At 64.8% G+C, this 21169-nt stretch carries 19 protein-coding genes and 2 pseudogenes; 9 read left to right on the top strand and 12 right to left on the bottom strand.

The genetic code is table 11. From position 1 onward, the window contains the following. Positions 1-183: 183 nt before the first annotated feature. The 3 genes and pseudogenes from cas3 to istA all read right to left on the bottom strand — a co-directional run bounded on the left by cas3 (position 184) and on the right by istA (position 5016). A complete protein-coding gene (gene cas3, locus QOZ99_RS21325) occupies positions 184-2424 on the bottom strand; it encodes a CRISPR-associated helicase Cas3' (RefSeq protein ID WP_306892013.1) in 2241 nt (746 codons plus the stop codon). A gap of 276 nt (positions 2425-2700) precedes the next feature. Beyond that, a pseudogene (istB, locus tag QOZ99_RS21330) lies at positions 2701-3497 on the bottom strand (IS21-like element helper ATPase IstB). Continuing rightward, positions 3487-5016, bottom strand: a complete 1530-nt coding sequence (gene istA, locus QOZ99_RS21335) for an IS21 family transposase (RefSeq protein WP_306892027.1) — start codon at positions 5014-5016, stop codon at positions 3487-3489. The pseudogene istB and the gene istA overlap by 11 nt, the downstream one beginning before the upstream one ends. A gap of 51 nt (positions 5017-5067) precedes the next feature. On the opposite strand from istA, the gene QOZ99_RS21340 reads away from it, so the two are divergent. The 3 genes from QOZ99_RS21340 (at position 5068) to QOZ99_RS21355 (ending at position 5945) form a co-directional block, all read left to right on the top strand. After that, on the top strand, positions 5068-5304 hold the full coding sequence (locus QOZ99_RS21340; protein WP_370876907.1) for a hypothetical protein: 237 nt from the start codon (positions 5068-5070) through the stop codon (positions 5302-5304). 75 nt (positions 5305-5379) lie between these two features. Beyond that, positions 5380-5577, top strand: coding sequence for a hypothetical protein (locus QOZ99_RS21350; protein ID WP_306892031.1), 198 nt, complete (start codon positions 5380-5382; stop codon positions 5575-5577). Continuing rightward, positions 5574-5945: a hypothetical protein gene (locus QOZ99_RS21355; RefSeq protein WP_306892028.1), complete on the top strand. Its 372-nt coding sequence runs from the start codon at positions 5574-5576 to the stop codon at positions 5943-5945. Before QOZ99_RS21350 ends, QOZ99_RS21355 begins: the two co-directional genes overlap by 4 nt. Here QOZ99_RS21355 and QOZ99_RS21360 read toward each other — a convergent pair. Beyond that, a pseudogene (locus tag QOZ99_RS21360) lies at positions 5884-6141 on the bottom strand (ABC transporter permease subunit); the annotation flags it as partial. The gene QOZ99_RS21355 and the pseudogene QOZ99_RS21360 sit on opposite strands and share 62 nt — an antisense overlap. Positions 6142-6295: 154 nt before the next feature. Here QOZ99_RS21360 and QOZ99_RS21365 point away from each other — a divergent pair. From QOZ99_RS21365 to QOZ99_RS21375, 3 genes are read left to right on the top strand one after another with little or no spacing between them, the layout of a single operon-like run. Beyond that, positions 6296-7405 carry a mandelate racemase/muconate lactonizing enzyme family protein gene (locus QOZ99_RS21365; RefSeq protein ID WP_306892014.1) on the top strand — a complete coding sequence of 370 codons (1110 nt, stop codon included), beginning with the start codon at positions 6296-6298 and terminating at the stop codon, positions 7403-7405. After that, positions 7402-8460 (top strand): proline racemase family protein, encoded by a 1059-nt coding sequence (locus QOZ99_RS21370; protein ID WP_306892015.1) that lies wholly within the window; start codon positions 7402-7404, stop codon positions 8458-8460. The genes QOZ99_RS21365 and QOZ99_RS21370 overlap by 4 nt, the downstream gene beginning before the upstream one ends. 22 nt (positions 8461-8482) lie before the next feature. After that, positions 8483-9388 carry a dihydrodipicolinate synthase family protein gene (locus tag QOZ99_RS21375; RefSeq protein ID WP_306892016.1) on the top strand — a complete coding sequence of 302 codons (906 nt, stop codon included), beginning with the start codon at positions 8483-8485 and terminating at the stop codon, positions 9386-9388. A gap of 219 nt (positions 9389-9607) precedes the next feature. Here the strand turns inward: QOZ99_RS21375 and QOZ99_RS21380 are convergent, their stop codons facing one another. From QOZ99_RS21380 to QOZ99_RS21405, 6 genes are all read right to left on the bottom strand, one after another. Beyond that, the gene (locus QOZ99_RS21380) at positions 9608-10570 is read right to left on the bottom strand and encodes a dihydrodipicolinate synthase family protein (protein WP_306892017.1); all 963 of its coding nucleotides are present in this window, start codon (positions 10568-10570) and stop codon (positions 9608-9610) included. A 169-nt stretch (positions 10571-10739) separates the two neighbouring features. Then, positions 10740-11777: an Ldh family oxidoreductase gene (locus tag QOZ99_RS21385; protein WP_306892018.1), complete on the bottom strand. Its 1038-nt coding sequence runs from the start codon at positions 11775-11777 to the stop codon at positions 10740-10742. A gap of 77 nt (positions 11778-11854) precedes the next feature. Next, complete coding sequence (locus tag QOZ99_RS21390) at positions 11855-13327, bottom strand: aldehyde dehydrogenase (protein ID WP_306892019.1); 1473 nt, start codon at positions 13325-13327, stop codon at positions 11855-11857. Positions 13328-13366: 39 nt separating this feature from the next. Beyond that, positions 13367-14161 carry an amino acid ABC transporter ATP-binding protein gene (locus QOZ99_RS21395; protein WP_306892020.1) on the bottom strand — a complete coding sequence of 265 codons (795 nt, stop codon included), beginning with the start codon at positions 14159-14161 and terminating at the stop codon, positions 13367-13369. Positions 14162-14169: 8 nt separating this feature from the next. Further along, positions 14170-15078 (bottom strand): amino acid ABC transporter permease, encoded by a 909-nt coding sequence (locus tag QOZ99_RS21400; protein WP_183189989.1) that lies wholly within the window; start codon positions 15076-15078, stop codon positions 14170-14172. Between the two features lie 237 nt (positions 15079-15315). Continuing rightward, positions 15316-16167 (bottom strand): transporter substrate-binding domain-containing protein, encoded by an 852-nt coding sequence (locus tag QOZ99_RS21405; protein WP_306892029.1) that lies wholly within the window; start codon positions 16165-16167, stop codon positions 15316-15318. A 254-nt stretch (positions 16168-16421) separates the two neighbouring features. Between QOZ99_RS21405 and QOZ99_RS21410 the strand changes: the two genes are divergently transcribed. From QOZ99_RS21410 to QOZ99_RS21420, 3 genes are all read left to right on the top strand, one after another. After that, positions 16422-17837, top strand: a complete 1416-nt coding sequence (locus QOZ99_RS21410; RefSeq protein WP_306892022.1) for an NAD(P)/FAD-dependent oxidoreductase — start codon at positions 16422-16424, stop codon at positions 17835-17837. 1 nt (position 17838) lies between these two features. Next, positions 17839-18885 (top strand): Gfo/Idh/MocA family protein, encoded by a 1047-nt coding sequence (locus QOZ99_RS21415; protein ID WP_306892024.1) that lies wholly within the window; start codon positions 17839-17841, stop codon positions 18883-18885. Between the two features lie 147 nt (positions 18886-19032). Continuing rightward, positions 19033-19680 carry a GntR family transcriptional regulator gene (locus tag QOZ99_RS21420; RefSeq protein ID WP_306892025.1) on the top strand — a complete coding sequence of 216 codons (648 nt, stop codon included), beginning with the start codon at positions 19033-19035 and terminating at the stop codon, positions 19678-19680. A gap of 250 nt (positions 19681-19930) precedes the next feature. Here the strand turns inward: QOZ99_RS21420 and QOZ99_RS21425 are convergent, their stop codons facing one another. Together QOZ99_RS21425 and QOZ99_RS21430 are read right to left on the bottom strand one after the other, a co-directional pair. Next, on the bottom strand, positions 19931-20950 hold the full coding sequence (locus tag QOZ99_RS21425) for an SMC-Scp complex subunit ScpB (protein WP_306892030.1): 1020 nt from the start codon (positions 20948-20950) through the stop codon (positions 19931-19933). After that, complete coding sequence (locus QOZ99_RS21430) at positions 20919-21062, bottom strand: hypothetical protein (RefSeq protein ID WP_306892026.1); 144 nt, start codon at positions 21060-21062, stop codon at positions 20919-20921. The genes QOZ99_RS21425 and QOZ99_RS21430 overlap by 32 nt, the downstream gene beginning before the upstream one ends. Positions 21063-21169 lie beyond the last annotated feature (107 nt).

Here is a 21169-nt window from a genome sequence, read left to right on the forward strand (position 1 = left end):
TACGCTTTCCGACTGCTAATCGGAACGTTCAAAATCGAGATCGAAGTCGATCTCGAGCCTATATAATTGAATGGAAATTAGTCATCCTTTATGGGGTGTGGATAGAAACTGTGTTCGCGATGCGTATATTTCAATTCAGTGTGAGTGACGGGTTTCTAAAATCGAAGCCCGTCACTTTCTATTTTAGATAAGCACATTTTCCGCCGCGAGATAATCGGCGTCCTCCCACCGCAATCCAATATCATTTTGATAGAGGGCGGCATTTCGCAGTACAGCAAATTGATCGGCGCGAAATTCCGCATGTGCGAAAGCAACATGTCCGTTGTGAATCAGAAGGTCGCGCGCCTTGGGCGGAACTTGCACGATGAAGGGTTGCAATTTACGCGCGAGTGTTCCAGAGGAAATTTGCTCTATCCACAGCTCGCTCAGGGCTTTTTCAGCTGTCGCATCATAGGGAATGATCACCGGTGCGAGACCGCTCTCGATCATCTTGAAGGTTTCGGCCACGGAGCGATAGGCGAAGTCCGTTCCGCGACTGCTTATTGTGAATTTTTCTAGTATCTTCTTCGCATCCAGCCGCTCGCCCATGCGCCAATAGACCTCGCCGAAATAGTCGGCGATTGCGTCCAGCGAGAGCAAGTCCGGATGCTTGCCGATGATCCGGGTCATGTCGCCGATCAAGCTTTTGATTTCACTTGGTGGGGGATAGTCAGGAGCCGAAAAAACGGTAACAATACTCCCTTCTGTGGCGCGCCGTCCTTCCCGGTTGCAGCGACCGGCCGCCTGGATCACCTGATCCAGCCCGGCTTCCGCCCGCCAGACGCGCGGAAAATCCACATCCACGCCGGCCTCGATCAGACTGGTGGCGATGACGCGGCAGGGGGCTCCCTGCGTCAAGCGCGACCGCACGTCGTCGAGTAGGCGGCGGCGATGGGTGGCGCATTGCCGGGTGGTGAGGTGAATGAGGCCATCCAACCCGGCCGCCTGCGCCTCCCGAAAAAGTTCCAGCGCGTGACGTCGGCTGTTGACGATGACCAGAGCCTGCGGCGCCGACACAAGTGCGCCAACCAGCGCCGTATTGTCCATCGGACCGGCCGGCACGATCCGCGCGCGGCGTAACTGCCCGGCGAGGCCACGCGGGTCCGGTGCAAGTTCGCGCCCTTCCAGCGGCAGGCCACCGGGCAGATGGCGCTGGTCGAGGGCCGGCTGGGTGGCGGTGCACAGCACGATGGTGCAACCATAGTTGCGCGCCAGTTCGTCCAACATGCGGATGCAGGGCTTCAGCAACGTGCGCGGGATGGTCTGCGCTTCGTCGAGGATGATGACGCTTCCCGCGATATTGTGCAGCTTGCGCGCGCGGGACGGGCGAGCCGCGAACAGGCTTTCGAAGAACTGCACATTGGTGGTGACGATGACCGGCGCCGCCCAATCCTCCATGGCGAGCTTCAGCTTGTCCCGGCTGTCGCGGCGCTGTGTCGGGTCGAACGCGTCCTCGTCCATGGCCGAATGATGCGCCAGCACATGATCCTCGCCGAGAATGCCGCGAAACACGTCCACGGTCTGGTCGATGATGGAAGTGAACGGGATGACGTAGATGATGCGGCGATGCCCGTGGGCGTGCGCGTGGTCGAGGGCAAACCCCAGTGACGCCAGCGTCTTGCCGCCCCCAGTGGGCACGGTGAGGGTGAACAGGCCGGGCGCCTTGCCGGCTTCGCCACGCACATGGGCGAGAACGTCGCCGCGCAGCCGGTTTACCGCGGTGTCGGCGTGGGCCTTGTCCCGCATATGGGTGTCGAAGGCGGCTCTGAAGACGGGCAGAAGCGTGTCCAGCGTCGGCCAGTCGCGCTCCACCGTGCGCCCCTCCAGCGCCATGTAGAACGCCTCGGTGTCCTTGAAGTCCGCATCGACGAGGCAGGAAAAGATCATCCGGCCCATGACGGACAGGCCAAAGGCCTGGGCCTCACGGCCGGGATAGTTCCGGGCGAAAGCCGGTACGAGGCCGTGCACCGTGTCTCCGATCTCCGCCTTCCAGAGGGGATCCAGCGGGGGAAGTTTAGCTTCACGGCGGCGGTCCAGGCAGGCGGCCGTCTCGTTTTTCCGGTCGGGAAGGCCGGCATGATGGCCTGCGATCGCATAGGCGATCAGTTCGGCGATGGACTTGTCGGCGCCCGCAGCGAGATCCCCAAGCATGGCGAGAGCGCCAGCGGTGGAATGATCCACGCGGACATCCGCGCCCGTCAGTCGCTTCTGGAACTCAGACGTGTACTTTCCTAGGTCGTGAAACAGGCCGGCAGCGTGTGCGGCCGCCCCGAGGCCGAACGGGGCGGCCAGCCGCGAGGCAAGGTCTGCGGTGGCGAACAGATGCGCCCGTAAGGCCTGCCAATCCGCTTTGCTATTATCGCTTCCCGAATGTGCGTAATACATGACGGTATGTTGCCCGAGTGCATCGCGTAGCAACAGGTGTCAGTTCCAAATGGAAACCCAAAGGAAGAAAAGGCTGACGAGCTGTGTCGTCTGCAGCTGAGGTTCCCCCTCCACTCCTCGTGGCAGCGCCAGCCTTGCCTGCCTTCAGAGGTTCGGGCAGCGGCGGCATGCTGGCGGGCACATTCTATCTTCAAAGGCTCTGGGCTGTTGATTTCCGTCGAGAAGTGACCCTGGATTTCCACTGAGAAGTGACCCGGGCTGATGGTGGTCTTCGGGTCAGGTGGCGGTCAAGTTTCGCGGCTTCTCCCTGGTGGGTTTGGGTGGCTTTGCCGAGCTGCTCTTGAAGCGGAAGCTGTCATTGCCGGTCTCGAGGATATGGCAGTGATGGGTGAGCCGGTCGAGCAGGGCCGTGGTCATCTTGGCATCGCCGAAGACGGCAGCCCATTCGGAGAAGCTGAGATTGGTGGTGATGACCACGCTGGTGCGCTCATAGAGCTTGCTCAGCAGGTGGAACAGCAAGGCGCCGCCTGAGAGGTGCTGAACGGTAGGTAGCCCAGCTCATCGAGGATGACGAGATCGGCATGGACAAGCCGGCCGGCGATCTGGCCCGCCTTTCCCTGCGCCTTCTCCTGTTCGAGGGCGTTGACAAGCTCGACGGTGGAGAAGAAGCGGACTCGCCGATGATGTTGCTCGACGGCGTGGACGCCAAGAGCCGTAGCGATGTGGGTCTTGCCGGTACCCGGCCCGCCGACCAGGACGACGTTGTGCGCGTCGTCGAGGAACTCGCAGCGATAGAGCTGGCGCACGAGCGCTTCATTGACCTCGCTGCTGGTGAAGTCGAAGCCGTTGAGGTCGCGATAGGCGGGGAAGCGCGCAGCCTTGATCTGGTAGGCGGTGGATCGCACCTCGCGTTCGGCGGTCTCGGCCTTCAAGAGTTGTGAGAGGATCGGCATGGCGTTCTCGAAGGCCGGCGATCCCTGTTCTGTCAGCTCTGTGACGGCTTGCGCCATGCCGTGCATCTTGAGGCTTCTCAGCATGATGACGATGGCCCCGCTGGCCGGGTCATGACGCATGGCGCGCCTCCCCGGGTCGGCGCAGGGTGTCATAGCGTTCGACGTTGGCCTGCGGCTCGGTGGTCAACGTGAGGGCGGCAGGGGCCGGGATTGTCGGGGTGCTCAGCGGCGTGCCGTCGATCAATCGGTGCAGCAGGTTGAGGATGTGGGTCTTGGTCGGCACGCCGGCCTTGAGAGCAAGTTCGACGGCTGTGAGCACGACCTGCTCGTCATGCTGAAGGACCAGGGAGAGAATCTCCACCATCTCCCGGTCACCGCCCGGTCGCTTGAGCATGTGCTGCTGCAGAGACCGGAAGGCCGGCGGCATCGCGGCAAAGGGCGCGCCGTTGCGCAAGGCGCCGGGCTTGCGCTGGACCACGGCCAGATAATGGCGCCAGTCATAGACGGTGCGGCTCTGGCGATCATGGGAGCGAGCGAACACCCGACCATGCTCACAGATCGCCTGTCCCTCGGCGACGACGACGATCCGGTCGGGATAGATCCGCAGGCTCACCGGGCGGTTGGCGAAGGACGCCGGCACGCTGTAGCGATTGCGCTCCAAGTGGACGAGGCAGGTCGGGGAAACGCGCTTGGCGTGTTCGACGAAGCCGTCGAACGGCCGGGGCACTGCCATCAGGTGCCGTATCTCCTCGCTCCATACCTCGGCGATCGAGCCGGGTTGCGAGCCGTGCCCGGTCTGGGTCCACAACTCCCGGCATCGGGTCTCCAGCCACTCGTTCAAGGCCTCCAGCGAGGGGACGTTCGGCATGGGTTGCCAGAGCCGATGACGGGCATCCTGTACGTTCTTCTCGATCTGCCCCTTCTCCCAGCCGGAGGCCGGGTTGCAGAACTCCGCCTCGAACAGGAAGTGGCTCACCATGGCCGAGAAGCGGATGTTGACCTGGCGCTCCTTGCCCCGGCCGACTTTGTCGACCGCCGTTCGCATGTTGTCGTAGATGCCCCGCCGTGGCACGCCGCCCAGCGCCCGGAAGGCGTGGTTGTGAGCGTCAAACAGCATCTCGTGGGTCTGGAGCAGGTAGGCTCGAAGCGTGAAGGCGCGGCTGTAGGACAGTTTGACGTGGGCGACCTGCAGCTTGGTGCGCTCGCCGGCGATGATCGCCCAGTCCTCCGACCAGTCGAACTGGAACGCCTCGCCCGGTACAAAGGCCAGGGGCACGAAGGTCCCGCGGCCGCTGGTCTGCTGCTCGCGCAGCCGGGCTGCCTTCCAGTCCCGGGCGAAGGCCGCCACCCGATTGTACGATCCCTCATAGCCCAGCGTCACAAGATCGGCGTGCAGCTGCTTGACCGTGCGCTTGTGCTTGCGCGACTTGCCGCCCTCGACCCGCAGCATCGCCGCGAGCTTGTCGGCATAGGGATCGAGTTTGCTCGGCCGGTCAGGAGCCTGAAACTGGGGCTCAATGCTGTCCGCCCGCAGATACTTGCGCACGGTGTTCCTCGAGAGGCCGGTGCGGCGGGATATCTCTCGGATCGAGCGACGATCCCGATGATGCCAGCGTCTGATGACGCTCAATAACTCCATGTCGATCACTCCGCTGTCCCCCGCGTAGCCCGCGTGAGACGTGGTGAAAACATGGGTCACTTCTCGATGGAAAAATCCGCTCCTGCCGGGTCAGATCTCAGTGGAAATCAACACCACCATGTCGATGAGGCGATCCGACTCGGCGACCGGATCCTCGTCATGCGCGATGGCGTCATCGCCGCCGAACACAGGCTGGCGCCAGAAAGCCTCCCGCAGCCACGCGCGACGAGCTGGGTGTCGCCGTCGGCAATCAAATATCATCTCATTGATTTAACAGGAATATCGTGATGTCGAACTCGTTTCTCATCCCCTCGCGGCGCACCTTCCTGGCGGGTTCGCTCGCGGGCGCCGCGGCGGCCGGGCTTGCCGGGACCGGGCCCGCCCGCCTTCTCGGCGAGCGGGCGCAACACCGGCACGCTGCGCCTGACCCGGGGCTATTTCGGCCTGAGCTACCTCGCCAAGGAGCACGGGGCGCTGGAGAAGCGGCTGGCCGATCAGGGCATCAAGGTGGAATGGATCGGCCCATTCCCTATTCCGACATGCTTGCGCAGCTCTACATGACTGCCATCATCGCCGGCATCGCGCGCGCCGTGCTGAACAATGCGCGGCGCCTGCTGCTGGGGCGCACCCGCACGTTCTACTGCGCCAATGCCGAACGGCCGGCGGACGACCCGCTGCTGCAGCAGGTGCTCGGCGAACTCGCCACCTACGCCTTCGCGGCGGAGGCTGCCGTGCTCGCCGCCGCCGAGGCGCTCGATGCGGTCGCCGCCGCGCGCGACAACGGACGCGACGACGAGGACCTCGCCCACGAGGCCGCGTTCGCCGCCACAAGGGCCAGGCTCGTCGTGGATGAACTGGCCATCCGCAGACGAGGATCCCCGCCAGCACCACGTCGGTCGCGAGAAAATTGGCGGCCGACTGGATCATAAAACCCGCGCCCCGCGTCGCGGCAACCAGTTCGGCCGCGACCAGCGTCGGTCAGCCGGCGCCGAGCGCGATGCGCGTGCCGGTGAGGATGGTAGGCAATGTGGAGAGAAACACCACGAAGCGCAGCACCGGCGCCGGCGTGGCGTCCATCGCCCGCGCGACGTTCAAACGGTTGCGGTCGACCGAGCGCACACCTGACCCGAACACCACCATCCGAATGGGTCACTTTTCCGCGGAAATCAACAAAGTCGGTTAAGCCGTTGCCGAGTCAATTGACGTCGATATGTCACGTGTAATATATAACAGGTAATCCTGAACTATCCGTTTCTGGCTGCCTGTCGGGGAAAACACGATGAAAATCAGCGCAATCGATGCGTTCGGCTATGCGCTCACTTACGCTCACGGTGAGTACGTCATGTCGAAAGGCCGCGCGGCCCAGAGCCAGGCATCGACGCTGGTCCGCATCCACACCGATAGCGGCCTCGAAGGCTGGGGTGAGAGCAGCACGCTCGGCGGCACCTATCTTCCCGCCTTCGCCGAGGGCACCCAAGCCGCGGTGCGGGTTCTCGCCCCTCATCTCATCGGGCTCGATCCGACCAACCTCTCGCAGCTTCACGCGGTGATGGACGCGGTGCTCCTCGGCCAGAACAGCGCGAAGAGCGCCCTCGACATCGCCTGCTGGGACATTCTGGGCAAAGTCGCCGGCCTGCCCGTCGCCACCCTGCTCGGCGGCGTCACGCAGGACAGTTTTCCGCTCTATGAGGCGGTGCCGCTGGCATCCCCGGAACAGATGGCCGATTTCGTCCGTATGCGGGGCGCGGCGGGGATCAGCCGCTTCCAGGTGAAGGTCGGAAACGATCCCTATGACGATGCCCGGCGCACCCGCTCGGTCGTCGCGGCGTGCCCCGAGGATGCCGTCATCATCGCCGACTCCAACGGAGGCTGGAACCCGCAGGCGGGCATCATCGCCGTGCGGGAACTTGCCGGCCTCAACATCTATGTGGAGCAGCCCTGCCGCGACACCGCCGATTGCGCCATCGTGCAGCGGATGAGCACCCTGCCGCTGGTGATGGACGAATCCGTCACCAACAGCGCAGAACTCTTTCGCGCCAAATACGAGGCCGGCGCGGGCTCGGTGAACATCAAGCTGGCGCGGCTCGGCGGAATCACTGGCGCGGCGCGCATGCGAGCACAGGCGCAGGATCTCGGCATGACGATGTGCATCGAGGATGTGTGGGGCGGCGACGTCACCACCGCCGCCGTTGCCCATGTCGCCGCCAGTACCCAGCCGGAAGCGCTGCTGCACGCCTCGTTCTTCAATGACTGGACGAAAGAACACATAGCTGGCTATGCGCCGCGTTCGGAGCGAGGGCGCGGCCGCGCGCCGACTGGCCCGGGCCTCGGCATCCACGTCGACACCGGCGCGCTGGGGCCGGCGCTGTTCGAGGTGACGCGCCCATGAGCTCCCCCTTCGACCTTCCCGCCAGCGCCCGCGCATGGCTCCAGCGTGCCGACCGGCAGGTGCTGGTGGCGGTGGATTCGCACACCGCCGGCAATCCGACCCGCATCGTGCTGTCCGGCATCGACCTGCCCGCGCCGATGGGCGTCGACGCGGCGCGGACCTGGCTGCGCGAGCATGCGGACCACTGGCGCCGCCGGCTGGTGCACGAGCCGCGCGGGGGCGGGCTGACCTGCGCGGTTTTGCCGATAGCGACACGCGAGGACGATTGCGACATCGGCGCGGTCATCCTGGAGCCGGGATCCTACCCGCCCATGTGCGGCCATTGCATGATCGGCTTCGCCTCGGTGATCGTCGAGCTCGGCCTGCTGCCGGACCTGCGGCCGCCGGAAGCGGGCGATGTGAGCTTTCGCATCCGCACCCCGGCCGGGCCGGTGGGCGCGACGGCGCGGATGGAGGCGGGGCGGCTGTCCGCCATCACGCTGACCAATGTGGATTCCTTCGTCGTATCGGCGGGCCCGTGCCGTGTCGAAGGCAGGACGGTGCCGGTCGAACTGCTCTATGGCGGCGATTACTATATCAGCGTCGATGCCGACCGCATCGGCCTCTCGCTGGAGCGCGACAACGCGACGGAAATCGTGCGTTTCGCGCGCCAGCTCAAGGCCGCCTACACACGCGAAGTGGTGCGCGACCCGCTGACCGACGCGATCCTCGACGTCTACCAGGTGCTTTTCTATCGCCGCGATCCGCACGCCGCACGGCAGGCTCAGATCGTGGTGGTCGCCCCGCCCGGCGTCATCGATCGGTCCCCCTGCGGCACCGGGTCGAGCGCGCTGTTCGCCAAATTCGTCACGGACGGGCTCATCGGGGCCGATGAGGTGCTCACCACGCAGAGCATCATCGGCTCGACCTTCACGGTCGCGGCCGCCACGGTGCGCAGCGAGCCGGGGCGCCTCTACGTCACGCCGCTGCTTACCGGCAGCGCCCATATCAATGGTTTTCTGACCATCGCCGCCGACAGTGCGGACGACCTCGCCGATGGTTTTGCCCCGCTTTGAATCGATATCACAGGAGAAGAGAATGGCCCTGAAGGGTGTACTTTCGGCAATCGTCACTCCGTTCACGCCCGATGGCGAGCAGATCGACGAGGCGGCGCTGCGCAATCTCATCGACTGGAACATCGCCGACGGCATTGACGGCTTCGTTCCGGCGGGCGGCACGGGCGAGTTTTCCGTGCTGTCGCACCAGGAACGGTTGCGGCTGGTGGAGATCGTGGTCGAGCAGACCGCCGGGCGCGCCACGGTGCTCGCCCATACCGGCGCGACCTCCTCGCGCGAGGCCATCGCCTTTTCTCGCCATGCCGAGAAAGTCGGCGCCACCGCGATCATGCTGGCGACGCCCTATTACGAGCCGATCGGCTATCGGGAGGCCTTCGCCTATTACGCCGCCGTCGCCGACGCGACCAGCCTGCCGATCTGCGCCTATAATTTCCCGCCGGCGACCGGTCTTCACCTCGATGTCGATTTCCTCGTCAAGCTGGCGACGGAAATCCCGCAGGTGACGTTCGTGAAGGATTCGTCCGCGAATATCGCGCAGATGAACACGCTGCTCTCCGACTACAGCGACCGGATCGGCTTCCTCAACGGCGAGGATGTCCTCATGCTGCCGGCCTTGATGATGAAGGCGCCGGGCATGGTGATGGGCGTCGCCAATTTCATGGCGCCGGCGCTCATCAAGGCGCAGACCGCGATGGAAGCCGGCGACGACGCGACAGCCGTGGCGATCTGGCGCCAGATCAACCCGGTCGTCCGCATCCTCGGCAACGCGTCCTACAATAGCGGCATCAAGGCGGCCTGCGAACTTCTCGGGCTACCGGTGGGCAAGGTTCGCGCGCCCATCCAGCCCTATAGCGAGGACCAGACCGCCGCGCTCAAGGCCGCGCTGCAGTTGCTGGATCCCTCCTTCCTGACGGCCGCGTCCCGCTGACCGGTTCCGGGCCGGCTGACAGGCCCGGCCCCTTCTCGCCACGCCGAACACCCACCCGCGGGCGCCGCACGCCGAGCCCGCGGGTTTTTTTGTCAGCGCGCATCCCGGAAAGCCGGTCGCCGTTGGCGTGCGGACAGCGCGCACCCAGAAAAACACGCCTGTCCGGTAAACGGGCGTTACCGGACAGGCGTGGGGGCTGTTGCGGCAGGCCGTCGCGTCTCAGGCGGCGCGATATTCCTGAATCCCGCCCTGCTGGCTCCACTCGGCGTACCAGGCGTCGAACAGCTTCAGCTGGCTCTCGGCAAAGCCGCGCTGGCTGGGCGAGAGCGCGTCGGTCGCGTTGAAGTGGAGGGCGTATTCGGCCTTGCCCTTCAGCGTCATCAGATACTTGAAATAGAGCACGAGGTCGGGACCCTCGTCGAAGGTGGAGAGGACGGCCAGCGCCTGCTCAAGCTCCCGCGCCCGCAGGCGGGCCTGCGCGTCGCCTTTCGCCGCGGCATGCGCCAGGGCGCACAGGTGCAGCACCTCGCGCGGCAGCACGTTGCCGATGCCGGTGATGGCTCCGGTGGCGCCGCAATTGACGATGCCGTGCACCACGGCCGTATCGACGCCTACCATCAGCGCGACATCGTCATCCTGGCTGGTGATGAATTCGGCGGCATAGCTCAGCGAATCGACGCCGCCGAATTCCTTGAAGCCGACCAGGTTGGCGTGCTCCGCGCGCAGGGCGAAGAACAGCTCGGCCCGCGTCTGGAAGCCATAATACGGGCTGTTGTAGATGACGGCGGGAATAGCGGGCGCGGCGTCGAGAATGGCCTTGAAGTGGTTGCGCTGGGCCAGCGGCGACGAGCCGCGCGACAGGACGCGCGGAATCACCATCAGCCCCTGCGCGCCCACACGCTGCGCATGCGCGGCGAGCGCCACGGCCGAGGCGGTATTGATGGCGCCTGTCCCGACCACGACGGGGATCCCGGCCTGCACCAGCCGCTCCACGCCTTCCATGCGCTGCGCATCGGTGAGCAGCGGCCAGTCACCCATGGACCCGCAATAGATCACCGCGGACATGCCGTGCGCGATCATGTCCTGCCCCTGGCGGACGAGGGCATCGAAATCAGGAAGCCGATCGCCCGTGCACGGGGTCATCAGCGCCGGCATGCAGCCGGAAAAAACGTTGGCCGTCATAGTAAACTCTCCCTTAGTGGCGGCACTCGGTCGTCATCGTAGCCAAGATCGGCCGCCATCCGTCGATAGGACCCCGCATCGGACGCTGCCGGATGGGTGGCTTCCCTTCACGGGCGACGTCGATGAAGTCATGATCGCTCCCGCCCCGCGGACGAACGCAGATGCACGTTCAGACATTCTCGGCGACATCCGCCGCCGCTTCCAGCTTCATCAGCTCTTCATGGAGCAGGTACGGTATTTTTATACCGTTGTCGATGCTGCGCGATCGGGCATTGTAGCGTCGTTCGGAGGGCAGGCGCGCACCTTGCTCGGTGATGGCGTCGAACAGCCGTTCCGCGCGATCGAGGTTCTCGCCGAACCGGTCGCCCAGAAAACGCGCGGGGTCGAGGATGACCAGCAATTCGCCATGGCAGGGCACGGTCTGGGTACCCTCTGCGAAGGCGAGCGACTCCAGACTCAGCATGTCGCCGATGAGCGGACCGGCGAGCAGTTCCACCATGGCGGCCAGCGCCGAGCCCTTGTGGCCCCCGAATGTGAGCATCGCCCCGCGCAGAGCTTCGGCGGGATCGGTCGTCGGGTCTCCCTGCGCATCGATCGCCACGCCCGGCGGCAGCGCCCGGCCGGCGCGCAGCATCAGTTCGATATCGCCGCGCGCCGTCGCGCTCGTCGCGAAATCGAAGATGAAGGGCGGTTGCTGCTGCCGCGGCCAGGCGAAGGCGAAGGGGTTGGTGCCGAACACCGGCCGGCTGCCGCCTGCCGGGGCAACCCAGCTATGGCTGGGCGTCAAGGCGATGGCCGCGAAGCCATGTTCCGCCAACTCTTCCACTTCCGGCCACAGGGCCGAGAAGTGGAAACACCGGTTGATGGCCAGCGCGGCGATGCCCAGCCGGCTAGCCGTCCGCATCGCGAGGGGAAGCCCGGTCTTCAGCGCAAGGGACGAGAAGCCGAAATCGGCATCCACCGTCACGATCGCCGGCGCGCTTTTCGTCACCGTCGGCCGGGCATCCAGGTTTACCTTGCCGCTACGTACGGTATGCACGCAGCCAAGCAGGCGATAGAGCCCGTGCGAGCGACATTCGTCGCGCTCGGCGGCCATGATCACCTCGGCCACCGCGTCAGCATGGGCGGCGCTCAGGCCGACGCCCGCCAGCACGCGCCGGCAGAGCGCGCCGGCGTCGTCGAGCGAGAGCGTGACGTCATTGCCCATGACGATCACGCGCCGGGCCGGTCTGGCAGCGAGGCCGGCCCCGCCGCGTGCGGTGCGACCACCGGGACGTGCAGCGCTCAGGCAAGGGTCACCCAGATCGTCTTGAGTTGCGTATACTGGTCAAACGCCTCGATGCCCTTGTCGTATCCGCCGAAGCCGGATGTCTTGTAGCCGCCGAACGGCGTCGTGATGTCGCCCTCGCCATAGCCATTGACCGCGACGGTGCCCGCCTGGATGCTCCGCGCCATTCGCATCGCGACATTGATGTCGTTGGAGAAGACCGTGGCGGCGAGGCCGTAGGCGGTATCATTGGCGAGGCGCACGGCCTCCTCCTCGCTCTCGAAGCCGAGCACGGCCACGACGGGGCCGAAGATCTCGTCCCGCGCCAGCGCGCTGGTCGGGTCGACATCATCGATGATCGTGGGCTCGACGAACCAGCCTCCGCTTTCCGGGAACAGGCGGTTGCCGCCGGCGACCACCCGGCTGCCCTGCGCCTTGGCCTGCTCGATGGCGCCGACGACGCGCTCCAGCGCGGACGCCTCGATGAGCGGGCCGAGCTTGCTTGCAGGGTCGGTCGGCGGGCCGACCACCCAGCCGCGCGCGGCCTCGACCAGCTTCGCGACGAAGGCGTCCTTGATGGAGGACTGGACCAGGATGCGCGAGCCGCAGGTGCAGTTCTGCCCCATGTTCCAGAACGCCGCGCCGGCGAGATTCTCGGCGATGGCATCGAGAGCGCCGCCGACATCGGCCATGACGATCTGCGGGCTCTTGCCGCCGCATTCGAGCACGACCTTCTTCAGGTTGCTGTCGGCGGAATAGCGCAGGAACTGGCGGCCGATCTCGGTCGAGCCGGTGAAGGAGATCACGTCGACATCGGCGTGCAGGCCGAGCGCCTTGCCGGCGACATGGCCAAGCCCCGGCACGACATTGAACACGCCCGCGGGAATGCCCGCCTCGAGCGCCAGCTCGGCAATCTTCAGGGTCGAGAGCGGCGCCAGCTCCGCCGGTTTCACCACGATGGAGTTGCCGGCGGCAAGCGCCGGGGAGATCTTCCAGGACAGCGTGCCGGCAGGGAAGTTCCACGGCAGCACCATGCCGACCACGCCGACCGGCTCGCGTGTCACCAGGCCGAGATTGCCGTCCCCGGTCGGTGAAATCTTGCCGAAAACCTTGTCGATTGCCTCGGCATACCAGCGGATATTGTTGACGACGTCGGGAAGGTCGAGGTTCTCGCAATCCGAGATCGGCTTGCCGGCATCGATCGAGTCGAGCAGGGCGATCTCCTTGCCGTTCGCCTCGACGAGGTCGGCGAAGCGCAGCAGGATCTTCTTGCGCGCGCGCGGCTCCATGCGGCTCCAGACGCCGCTCCGGAAAGCCGCGCGGGCGGCCTTCACCGCCGTGTCGACATCGGCCGGCGAGCAGGCGGCGACCTGCACGAGCAGCCGGCCGGTGGCGGGATCAAGATCGTCGAACAGGGCCCCGTTTTCCGCGGCGACGAAGGCGCCGTCGATGAAGGCCTGGGTGTGGGTTCCGGGAGGAAGAGACGACATGGACGTTCCGATCTCACTTCAATGGAAAAGGCGCGCGGTTCACAGGACCTTGCCGAGGAAGGCCCGGGCGCGTTCGGTACGGGGATTGTCGAAGAATTCCGATGGCGTGCCCTGCTCGACGACGACGCCGCCATCCATGAACACGACGCTGTCGCCGACATCGCGGGCGAAACCCATTTCATGGGTCACCACCACCATCGTCATTCCCTCGGCGGCCAGCCCTTTCATCACGGCGAGCACCTCGCCGACGAGTTCGGGATCGAGCGCGCTGGTGGGCTCGTCGAACAGCATGAGCTTGGGCCGCATGGCCAGCGCCCGGGCGATGGCCACGCGCTGCTGCTGGCCGCCGGAGAGGGTGCGCGGATAGGCGTCGGCCTTCGCTGTCAGGCCGACCTTGGCGAGCAGCGTCATCGCCTCCTCGATCGCCTGCCGCTTCGGGATGCCGCGCACGCCGATGGGGGCCTCGATGATGTTCTGCAGCACGGTCATGTGCGGAAACAGATTGAAGCTCTGAAACACCATGCCGATGTCCGCCCGCTGACGGGCGACCTCGCTGTGCCGCATCTCGTAGAGCTTTCCGGCATGCTGGCGATAGCCGACCAGCTGGCCGCCGACCCGCAGGAAGCCCGCCTCGATGCGCTCCAGGTGGTTCATGCAGCGCAGGAACGTGCTCTTGCCGGAACCGGAGGGGCCGAGAATGCAGACGACCTTGCCGTATTCGACCCTGAGGTCGACCCCCTTGAGCACCTTGTGCGAGCCGAAGGATTTCTCCACGCCGCGCGCGACGACGGCGAAGGACTCCAGCGAATCTCGTGAATCAGCGGGCGCGGGCATGGCGATGATCACTTTCCGCTTTCGATGGCGACGTCGGGCGCGGCGGCGACCCGGCGGTCGCTGCGCCCGAAATGCCGCTCGACAAAATATTGCCCGATCGACAGCAAGGTCGTCAGCACGAGGTACCAGGCCGACGCCACGATCAGCAGGGGAATGGTCTGGAAATTCGCGGTGTAGATCAGCTGCGCCGAATAGAGCAGCTCCTGAAGCGCGATGACGCTGACCAGGGACGTGGTCTTCAGCATGCCGATCAGCTGGTTGCCGGTCGGGGGAATGATGACGCGCATCGCCTGCGGCAGGATGATGCGCGCCATGACGCGGAAGCGCGACATGCCGAGGGCCTCCGCCGCCTCCCGCTGGCCGGTGGCCACCGCGTTCAGCCCCGAGCGCACGATCTCGGACATATAGGCCCCCTCGTTGAGGCCAAGGCCGAGCAGCGCCGCGACATAGACGGTGATGTAGCGGTTGGCGTCAAAAGAGCCGAGCGAGGGTCCGAAGGGAAACCCTATCGTGATCTGCGGATAGAGCGCGGAGAGGTTGTACCAGAAGATCAGCTGCACGAGCAGCGGCGTGCCGCGGAAGATCCAGAGATAGCCGCCGGCGATGTTGCTCAGCACCGGATTATCGGAGATGCGCATCAGCGCGACGGCTGTGCCCAGCACGATGCCGATCCCCATGGCCGCGACGGTCAGCCAGATGGTCATCATCAGGCCGGCAATGATGGAATCATCAAACAGGTAATGCGCGACGATGTCCCATTTGAAGCGCGGATTGGTGATCATCGAAACGAGAAGGCCGGCAAGCACGACCCCGAGCGCAAGTGCGGTGATCCAGCGCCCGTAATAGCGCAGCGGCACCACTTCCATCTTCTCGACATCGCGGCCGACAGGCCATCCCGATCCTTGTGTCACGCGCATCCCCCTGACGGCACCGGTGCCAAGATCGCATCAGCCGAGCCGCGATCATGTAGAATGTAATCGATAACCAACTACAGCTTGAAGGTCGACCGACGGGAAGTCAAGGCTTAAGTCTTGAGGATGCGGGGGAATTTCCCGCCGACCGATAGTGGCGGGGAACAACCCACCCCTGCCATGGGCGGTCACTCGTCCCGCCAGGGCGCCCCCGCGCCATCGCGCGGGGGCGCCTTGTGCGGATCAGAAGCCGTATTTCGGCGGCATCGAGCCTTCCTTGTAGATGACGGCGGTCTTCGCCGCCCCGTAGGCGGTGTCGTTCTTCTCAAGGATCTTGGCGTATTCGCCGCTCTGGATCAGGTGATCATAGGCCGCCTTGATGGCCTCCAGCAGCTTCGCGGAGTTCTCCGTCCGGGCCACGGCGGTCGCCGTCGGGCCGCCGCCGATCTCGCCGGAGGCGGAGAGCGTGCCGTCCAGGTGGATCGCTTCCTGGGCGCCGCCGCGATTGATCAGCACGCCGTCGACGCGGCCGCTGTTAAGCGCGAGAATGGCATTGCTCACGGAGGGGAACGCGCTCACCGTAGCGGCGTTGCCAGCGCATTTGGCAGCGGCGCCTTTCAGTGTCTCCAGTTCGGCGGAGCCCGCCATCGCCCCGACAATATGGCCGCAGACATCGGCCAGCGCCGTTGGCGCATAACCTTTGGATTTCACGACCAGGAAGGAACTGTAGTCCTGCCAGTTGGTGACGAAGTCGGCGACCTTCAGGCGCTCGGCGGTCACGTAGAACTCGCCGTACGAGACGTCGAACTTGTTCGACTGCAGGCCGGTCAGCGCGGCGGCGAAGGGAATGAGGCTGAGTTCGGCCTTGAGCCCGAGCACGCCGGCGACCGCCTGGGCCAGATCGGGATCCATGCCCTTGAGCTCGGCCCCCTCCTTGTACGCGAGCGGCTTGCCGACATCGGGAATGGCGATACGCAGCACACCGGCTTCCTGGATCGACTTCGGCAGCAGGGCGGCGACCGAATCCACCTTGGCGGCAGCCTCGCGGATATCCGCCGTCGCCATCACCATCACGCCCGCCGCAGCGGCCAGCATCACGCGAAAAGTCTTCCGGCAATTGGAGCTCATCATGACTTCCCTCTGTTCCTCGCTGTCGCCGGGAGGCCCGGCCCAGGAGGTCGTTTGTTGACAATGATATCTTACGGGTTATATATTATCGCTTGTCGGCTGCGCTGACAAGCATGTTGCCCGCCGAATTCGATATCGCCCGAGCGGGCGGCACCCTCGCTGATGCGGCCGGCGCGCAATCCGGTCCTCTGTTGCAAGCATCCAGTTGAACGAGAACGACGATGGACAAGACGGACTACGACGTTGTGGTGATCGGGGGTGGGCCTGCGGGAAGTGCGGCGGCCTGGGAGCTCAGGGATCGGCGCATTCTCGTGCTGGAGAAGACGCATCGTCTGGGCGGACGTCTCTTTTCCATGTCGCGCGGCGACTACTGGCTCAATCTCGGCGGCCATCTGTTTCCGGCGCCGGGCTCGCACATGCGCAACATCCTGCATTCCATCGGCCTCGACATCATCCGCATTCCCGGAAACAAGTTCGCGATCTATTGGGGCGGCAAGGTCTACGCGCCAAAGTCGGTCTCCGCCCTGCCGCTCACCCTCGCCATGAGCCTCAGGGAGCGTGTGTCGCTGGCCGCCATCGGCCTGCGGATCCTCAAGGCGGTGAAGGGCTGGCAGCAGCAGATGCAGATCGTCTATGGCGAGAGCAACCAGGTGCGCCGCGCCCGGGTGGCCCGCTATATGTCGGACATCTCGTTCCGCGACTTCATCGGCCGCCCGCCGCGGCGGGTCGAGCAACTGTTCCAGTCGGCCGCCCGCCGGGCCGCGGCGGAGATGGAGGATCAGAATGCCGGCGTCGGCGTCTCGCTGTTCGGCGCCGTGTGGGCCGGCAAGGGCGATTCCATGGCGGTCAACCTCAATGGCGGCTCCGGCCGCTTCGGCGAGGTCATGATGGAACTGCTGGGAGACCGGGTGCATTACCACGCGTCGGTGACGTCGGTGGCGAAGACCGGCGACCATGTCACCGTCACCTATGACATGAACGGCGTGTCGCATAGCGTGACCGCCACGCAGGTGATCGTCGCCGTCCCCGCCTATCAGGCCGCCGAAATCACCCGCGACATTCCCGAGGACGTGCGCGCCACGCTGCGCAAGGTGCAGTATGGGCCGTTTCCGACGATGGGGATCATCACGGACGAGACGGGGCCGATGCCCTATGACGACATTTACGCCATCACCACGCCGGACGCCTCGTTCGACATGTTCTTCAACCACGCCAATCCGCTGCGCACCGGCCCACGCAAGCCGGGAGGCAGCCTGATGGTCTATTCCGGCGGCACGCCGGCGCGGGAAATGCTCAAGCTCTCGGACGAGCAGATCCGCGACACCTATCTCGCCGATGTCTTCCGGATGTTTCCCCAGCTCAAGGGCCACATCAAGGAGACGATCGTGCAGCGCTGGGAGCCGGGCAACACCTATCGTCCCGCGGGCTTCAACTTCGATCCCATGCTGGCCTATTGCGAGCGCGACGACGTCGATATCCACTTCGCCGGCGACTATTTCGCCGAGATCGGCAACATGGAAATTGCCACCGGTTCGGCCCACGAAGCGGCCCGGCGCGCGCGGGTGCGCCTGATGAGCCGGGAACGGAAAGCCCAGACATCACGGGCGGCGGATGCTCCGACCGCAAGGTCCGCCTGAGATGACGACCATCCGGTTCGGCCTCATCGGAGCGGGCGTCGCCGCGGAAACCCATGCGCGCGAACTGGCGCGCGTCGCGGGGGCCTCGCTGCAGGCGGTGTTCGCGCGCGACGCGACGAAGGCGGCGGCCTTTGCCGCGACCTTCTCCATTCCCCGGCATTACGCGGACCTCTCGGCCTTTCTCGCCGATCCCGCGCTCGATGCGGTGATCATTGCAACGCCGAACGGCCTTCACCTCGACCACGCGATCGCCGTCGCGGCGGCGGGCAAGCACCTCATCGTCGAGAAGCCGCTGGAGATCACCGAGGCGAGGGCGAGCGCGATCCTCGACGCCTGCCAAAAGTCCGGCGTCGGGCTTTTCGTCGTCTACCAGCGCCGGCACTCCGCCGCCGCGGCGCAGGCGCTGGAAGACGTGCGCTCGGGGGCCCTTGGCCGGATCGTGCTCGTCAACATCGTCGACAACGAATTCCGCCGGCCCAGCTATTACCAGAACGATGCCTGGCGCGGCACATGGGCGATCGAGGGCGGTGGCTGCGTCATGACGCAGTCGACCCATCTGATCGACCTTGCACAATTCATCCTCGGGCCGATCCGCCAGGTCTTCGCCCGCACCGCGACGCGCCATCACGCCATCGAGACCGAGGATGTGGCCGCCGCGGTGTTCGAATTTGCCGATGGCAGTCTCGGCACCTTTTCATCCTCCACCGCCGCCTTTCCCGGCCAGCGTCACCTCCTGACCATTTCCGGCACAGAGGGCTCGCTCATCTTCAATGGCGAGCACGACCAGATCGTCTTCCGCCATGTCCGGGGCGGGGAGGCGAGTGCCATTCCGGCGGATTTCAGCTTCGGCGACCCGATCGACCCGCGCGACTACCCCACGACGCGCCATCGCGCGCAACTGGAGACCATCGTCGCGACGCTGGCGGCGGGATCGGTGCCGACTATCGACGCCGACGACTTGCTGAGGGCGGCGCGGGTCATCGATGCGATCTATCGGTCGGCGCGGGAAGGAATGCCCGTGCGGATCGCGCCCGGGCCGGCGGACTGAGACCTCGGGCCCGGCCCCGACACAATCCGCCGAAGTCCACCCGCCGAAGCCCGCGCGAGGGCGCGGCGCGGAAAGCGCGCGCACCGGCTGTAAAAGCAAAGTAGCATATTGTATATTACCGGTAGTGAGTTCGCGTGCGGGGCGTGCATGGATAACCATCTGCATCAGACCAATCTGCGGGACCAGGCCCTGGCGGTGCTGAAATTGCGCCTCGTCTCGGGGGACCTGGCGCCGGGGCAGATCTATTCGGCCTCGTCGCTGGCCGCCGAGCTGGGCGTTTCCAACAGCCCGGTGCGCGAGGCGATGCTGACCCTGGTCAACCAGGGCCTCATGGAAGCGGTACGCAATCGCGGCTTTCGTGTCATTCCGCTGAGCGACAAGGATAGGCGCAACGTCTACGACCTGCGCATTCTACTGGAAATACCGTCGATGGCTCGTCTCGCCTCGATGAAGGAAAAGGTCATCCCGCGCAAGAACGAGTTTTCCAAGATCGCGGCCGAAATTGTCGAGGGTGCCAAGAGCGGCGATATTGTCCGCTATCTGGATGCCGATCGCAGCTTTCATCTCGGATTGTTGGGCATTCTTGATAATGAACAACTCACGACAATCGTGGAGAATTTACGTGATCAGACACGGCAATATGGTTTGCAGGCACTTGCTCGCGACTGCGGGTTAATTAACTCCGCCGAGGAACATCAGCCGATCCTTGATGCAATAATAAATGGAGATCAGTCTCGGGTTATCAAACTTATGACTGATCATCTCAGCCATCTGGTTGGAGATTGGGCTGGGTAGTTTAGTATCTTCGACAAAATAGTCGACTGAGACGGATGAAAGCGCGATCGATTCACACCCCAGACTCGCGCAAACCCGCCGAACCGACATCTACAACTCATAGTCTTACGCCGCTCCCGGCAAAGGGATCATAGCGCGGAAAGCGCAAGCTTCAGATGATCCAGTTTTCGGGAATCAGATCATTGATTTGTGGCCTCAGGCTGCCTGGATTTCCATTGGGATTGTTGCGGCGAACTCGACTGGGGATCGATTACCGAGAGCTGAATGAGGTCGATTTCGTGAGCAGACCGCCCTCGTCCTCGCCCCCTTCTTCGCTGCCATAGTGCTCGCGCCCACCTATCGGAATTTCTCCCGCTAGCAGCTTTTGCTTGTTCAGCAGGCCAGCTTCCTCCAGCGCTTCCATATCCGGCAGGTAGCGCAGCGTGTCGAAGCCGAAGTGAGGAAGGAATTCCTTCGTCGTGACATAGGTGTAGGGCGCCCCCGGTTGCGGCGACCGCTGCCCGGCGGCGATGAAACCCAGGGAGCGCAGATGGCCGAGCTCGCCACAGGTGATCGGCTGGAAATAGGCGATGCACATCAAGATCAGAACCTCCGACTGTGACATTGCTGGAGGTGCTGGAACGCGGGACACTCCACGACCTGCGCGACCGCGCCGTGCTGCTGATCGGCTTTGCTGGCGGGTTACGTCGTTCCGAGATCGTCGGGCTCGCATGGCTCTGAGGACGCGCGCCAGGGCCGGATCGCGCATGCCGTTGAGAAGGCCGGCGCGGCCATCGTCGGGCGTGACGCCATACCAGCGCAGGGCTTCGACAAGCAGCACCTCAAGCATGCGCTGGAGGATCATATCCTTGCCCGGCTCGTCGCCGCCGCATTCCTCCGTGATGAGGTCGATCACCCGGCCAAGCCGCGCCGATCGCCCGGCCGAATGCGGGATATGGATCATGCGCGGGAGCAGGGCGAGCAGGAGAGGCGCGTTGACCGCGTCAAGGCGGAATGTGCCACCGAGTGCTTCGAACTCCGCGTCGCCCTCCTGCTCGCCATGGCGGATCGGCACGTCCATCGGATCGCGCGGCTCGCAGGTTATGCCCGGATGACTGCTGAAGGCGAAAGCCGGGGTGGATGGTAGGAGAAGAAAGGCTCCCTTTTCCAGCTTCCAGGGCTCGTCTCCTTCAAACGCGATCCAGCACGCGAGATGTAGGAAAACAGGGCGAATGATCCGGTATAAGCCAACACGGTGATCAAGGCTGCGCCAAGAAGCCTGCGATCGAATAGCGCGACCAGGTTGCGGTAGGAGTCCTTGGCCACGCCGTCAGGCTGTAGAAGTCGTTCCATTCCGCTTCGCTGGCCGGGTCGGCGAAGCGGCATTCCACCGTGTAGATCATCGGACCATGCTTATACCAAGGCGCGCTGAGGCTGACTCACGTTCGGGATTCCCAAGCTGCTGAAAATCTGATTCGAGGTTGCGGGCACACGGAGGCTTGCGATGGCG

Origin of the sequence: Ancylobacter amanitiformis (assembly GCF_030814815.1) — a bacterium.
Lineage (GTDB): Bacteria > Pseudomonadota > Alphaproteobacteria > Rhizobiales > Xanthobacteraceae > Ancylobacter > Ancylobacter amanitiformis.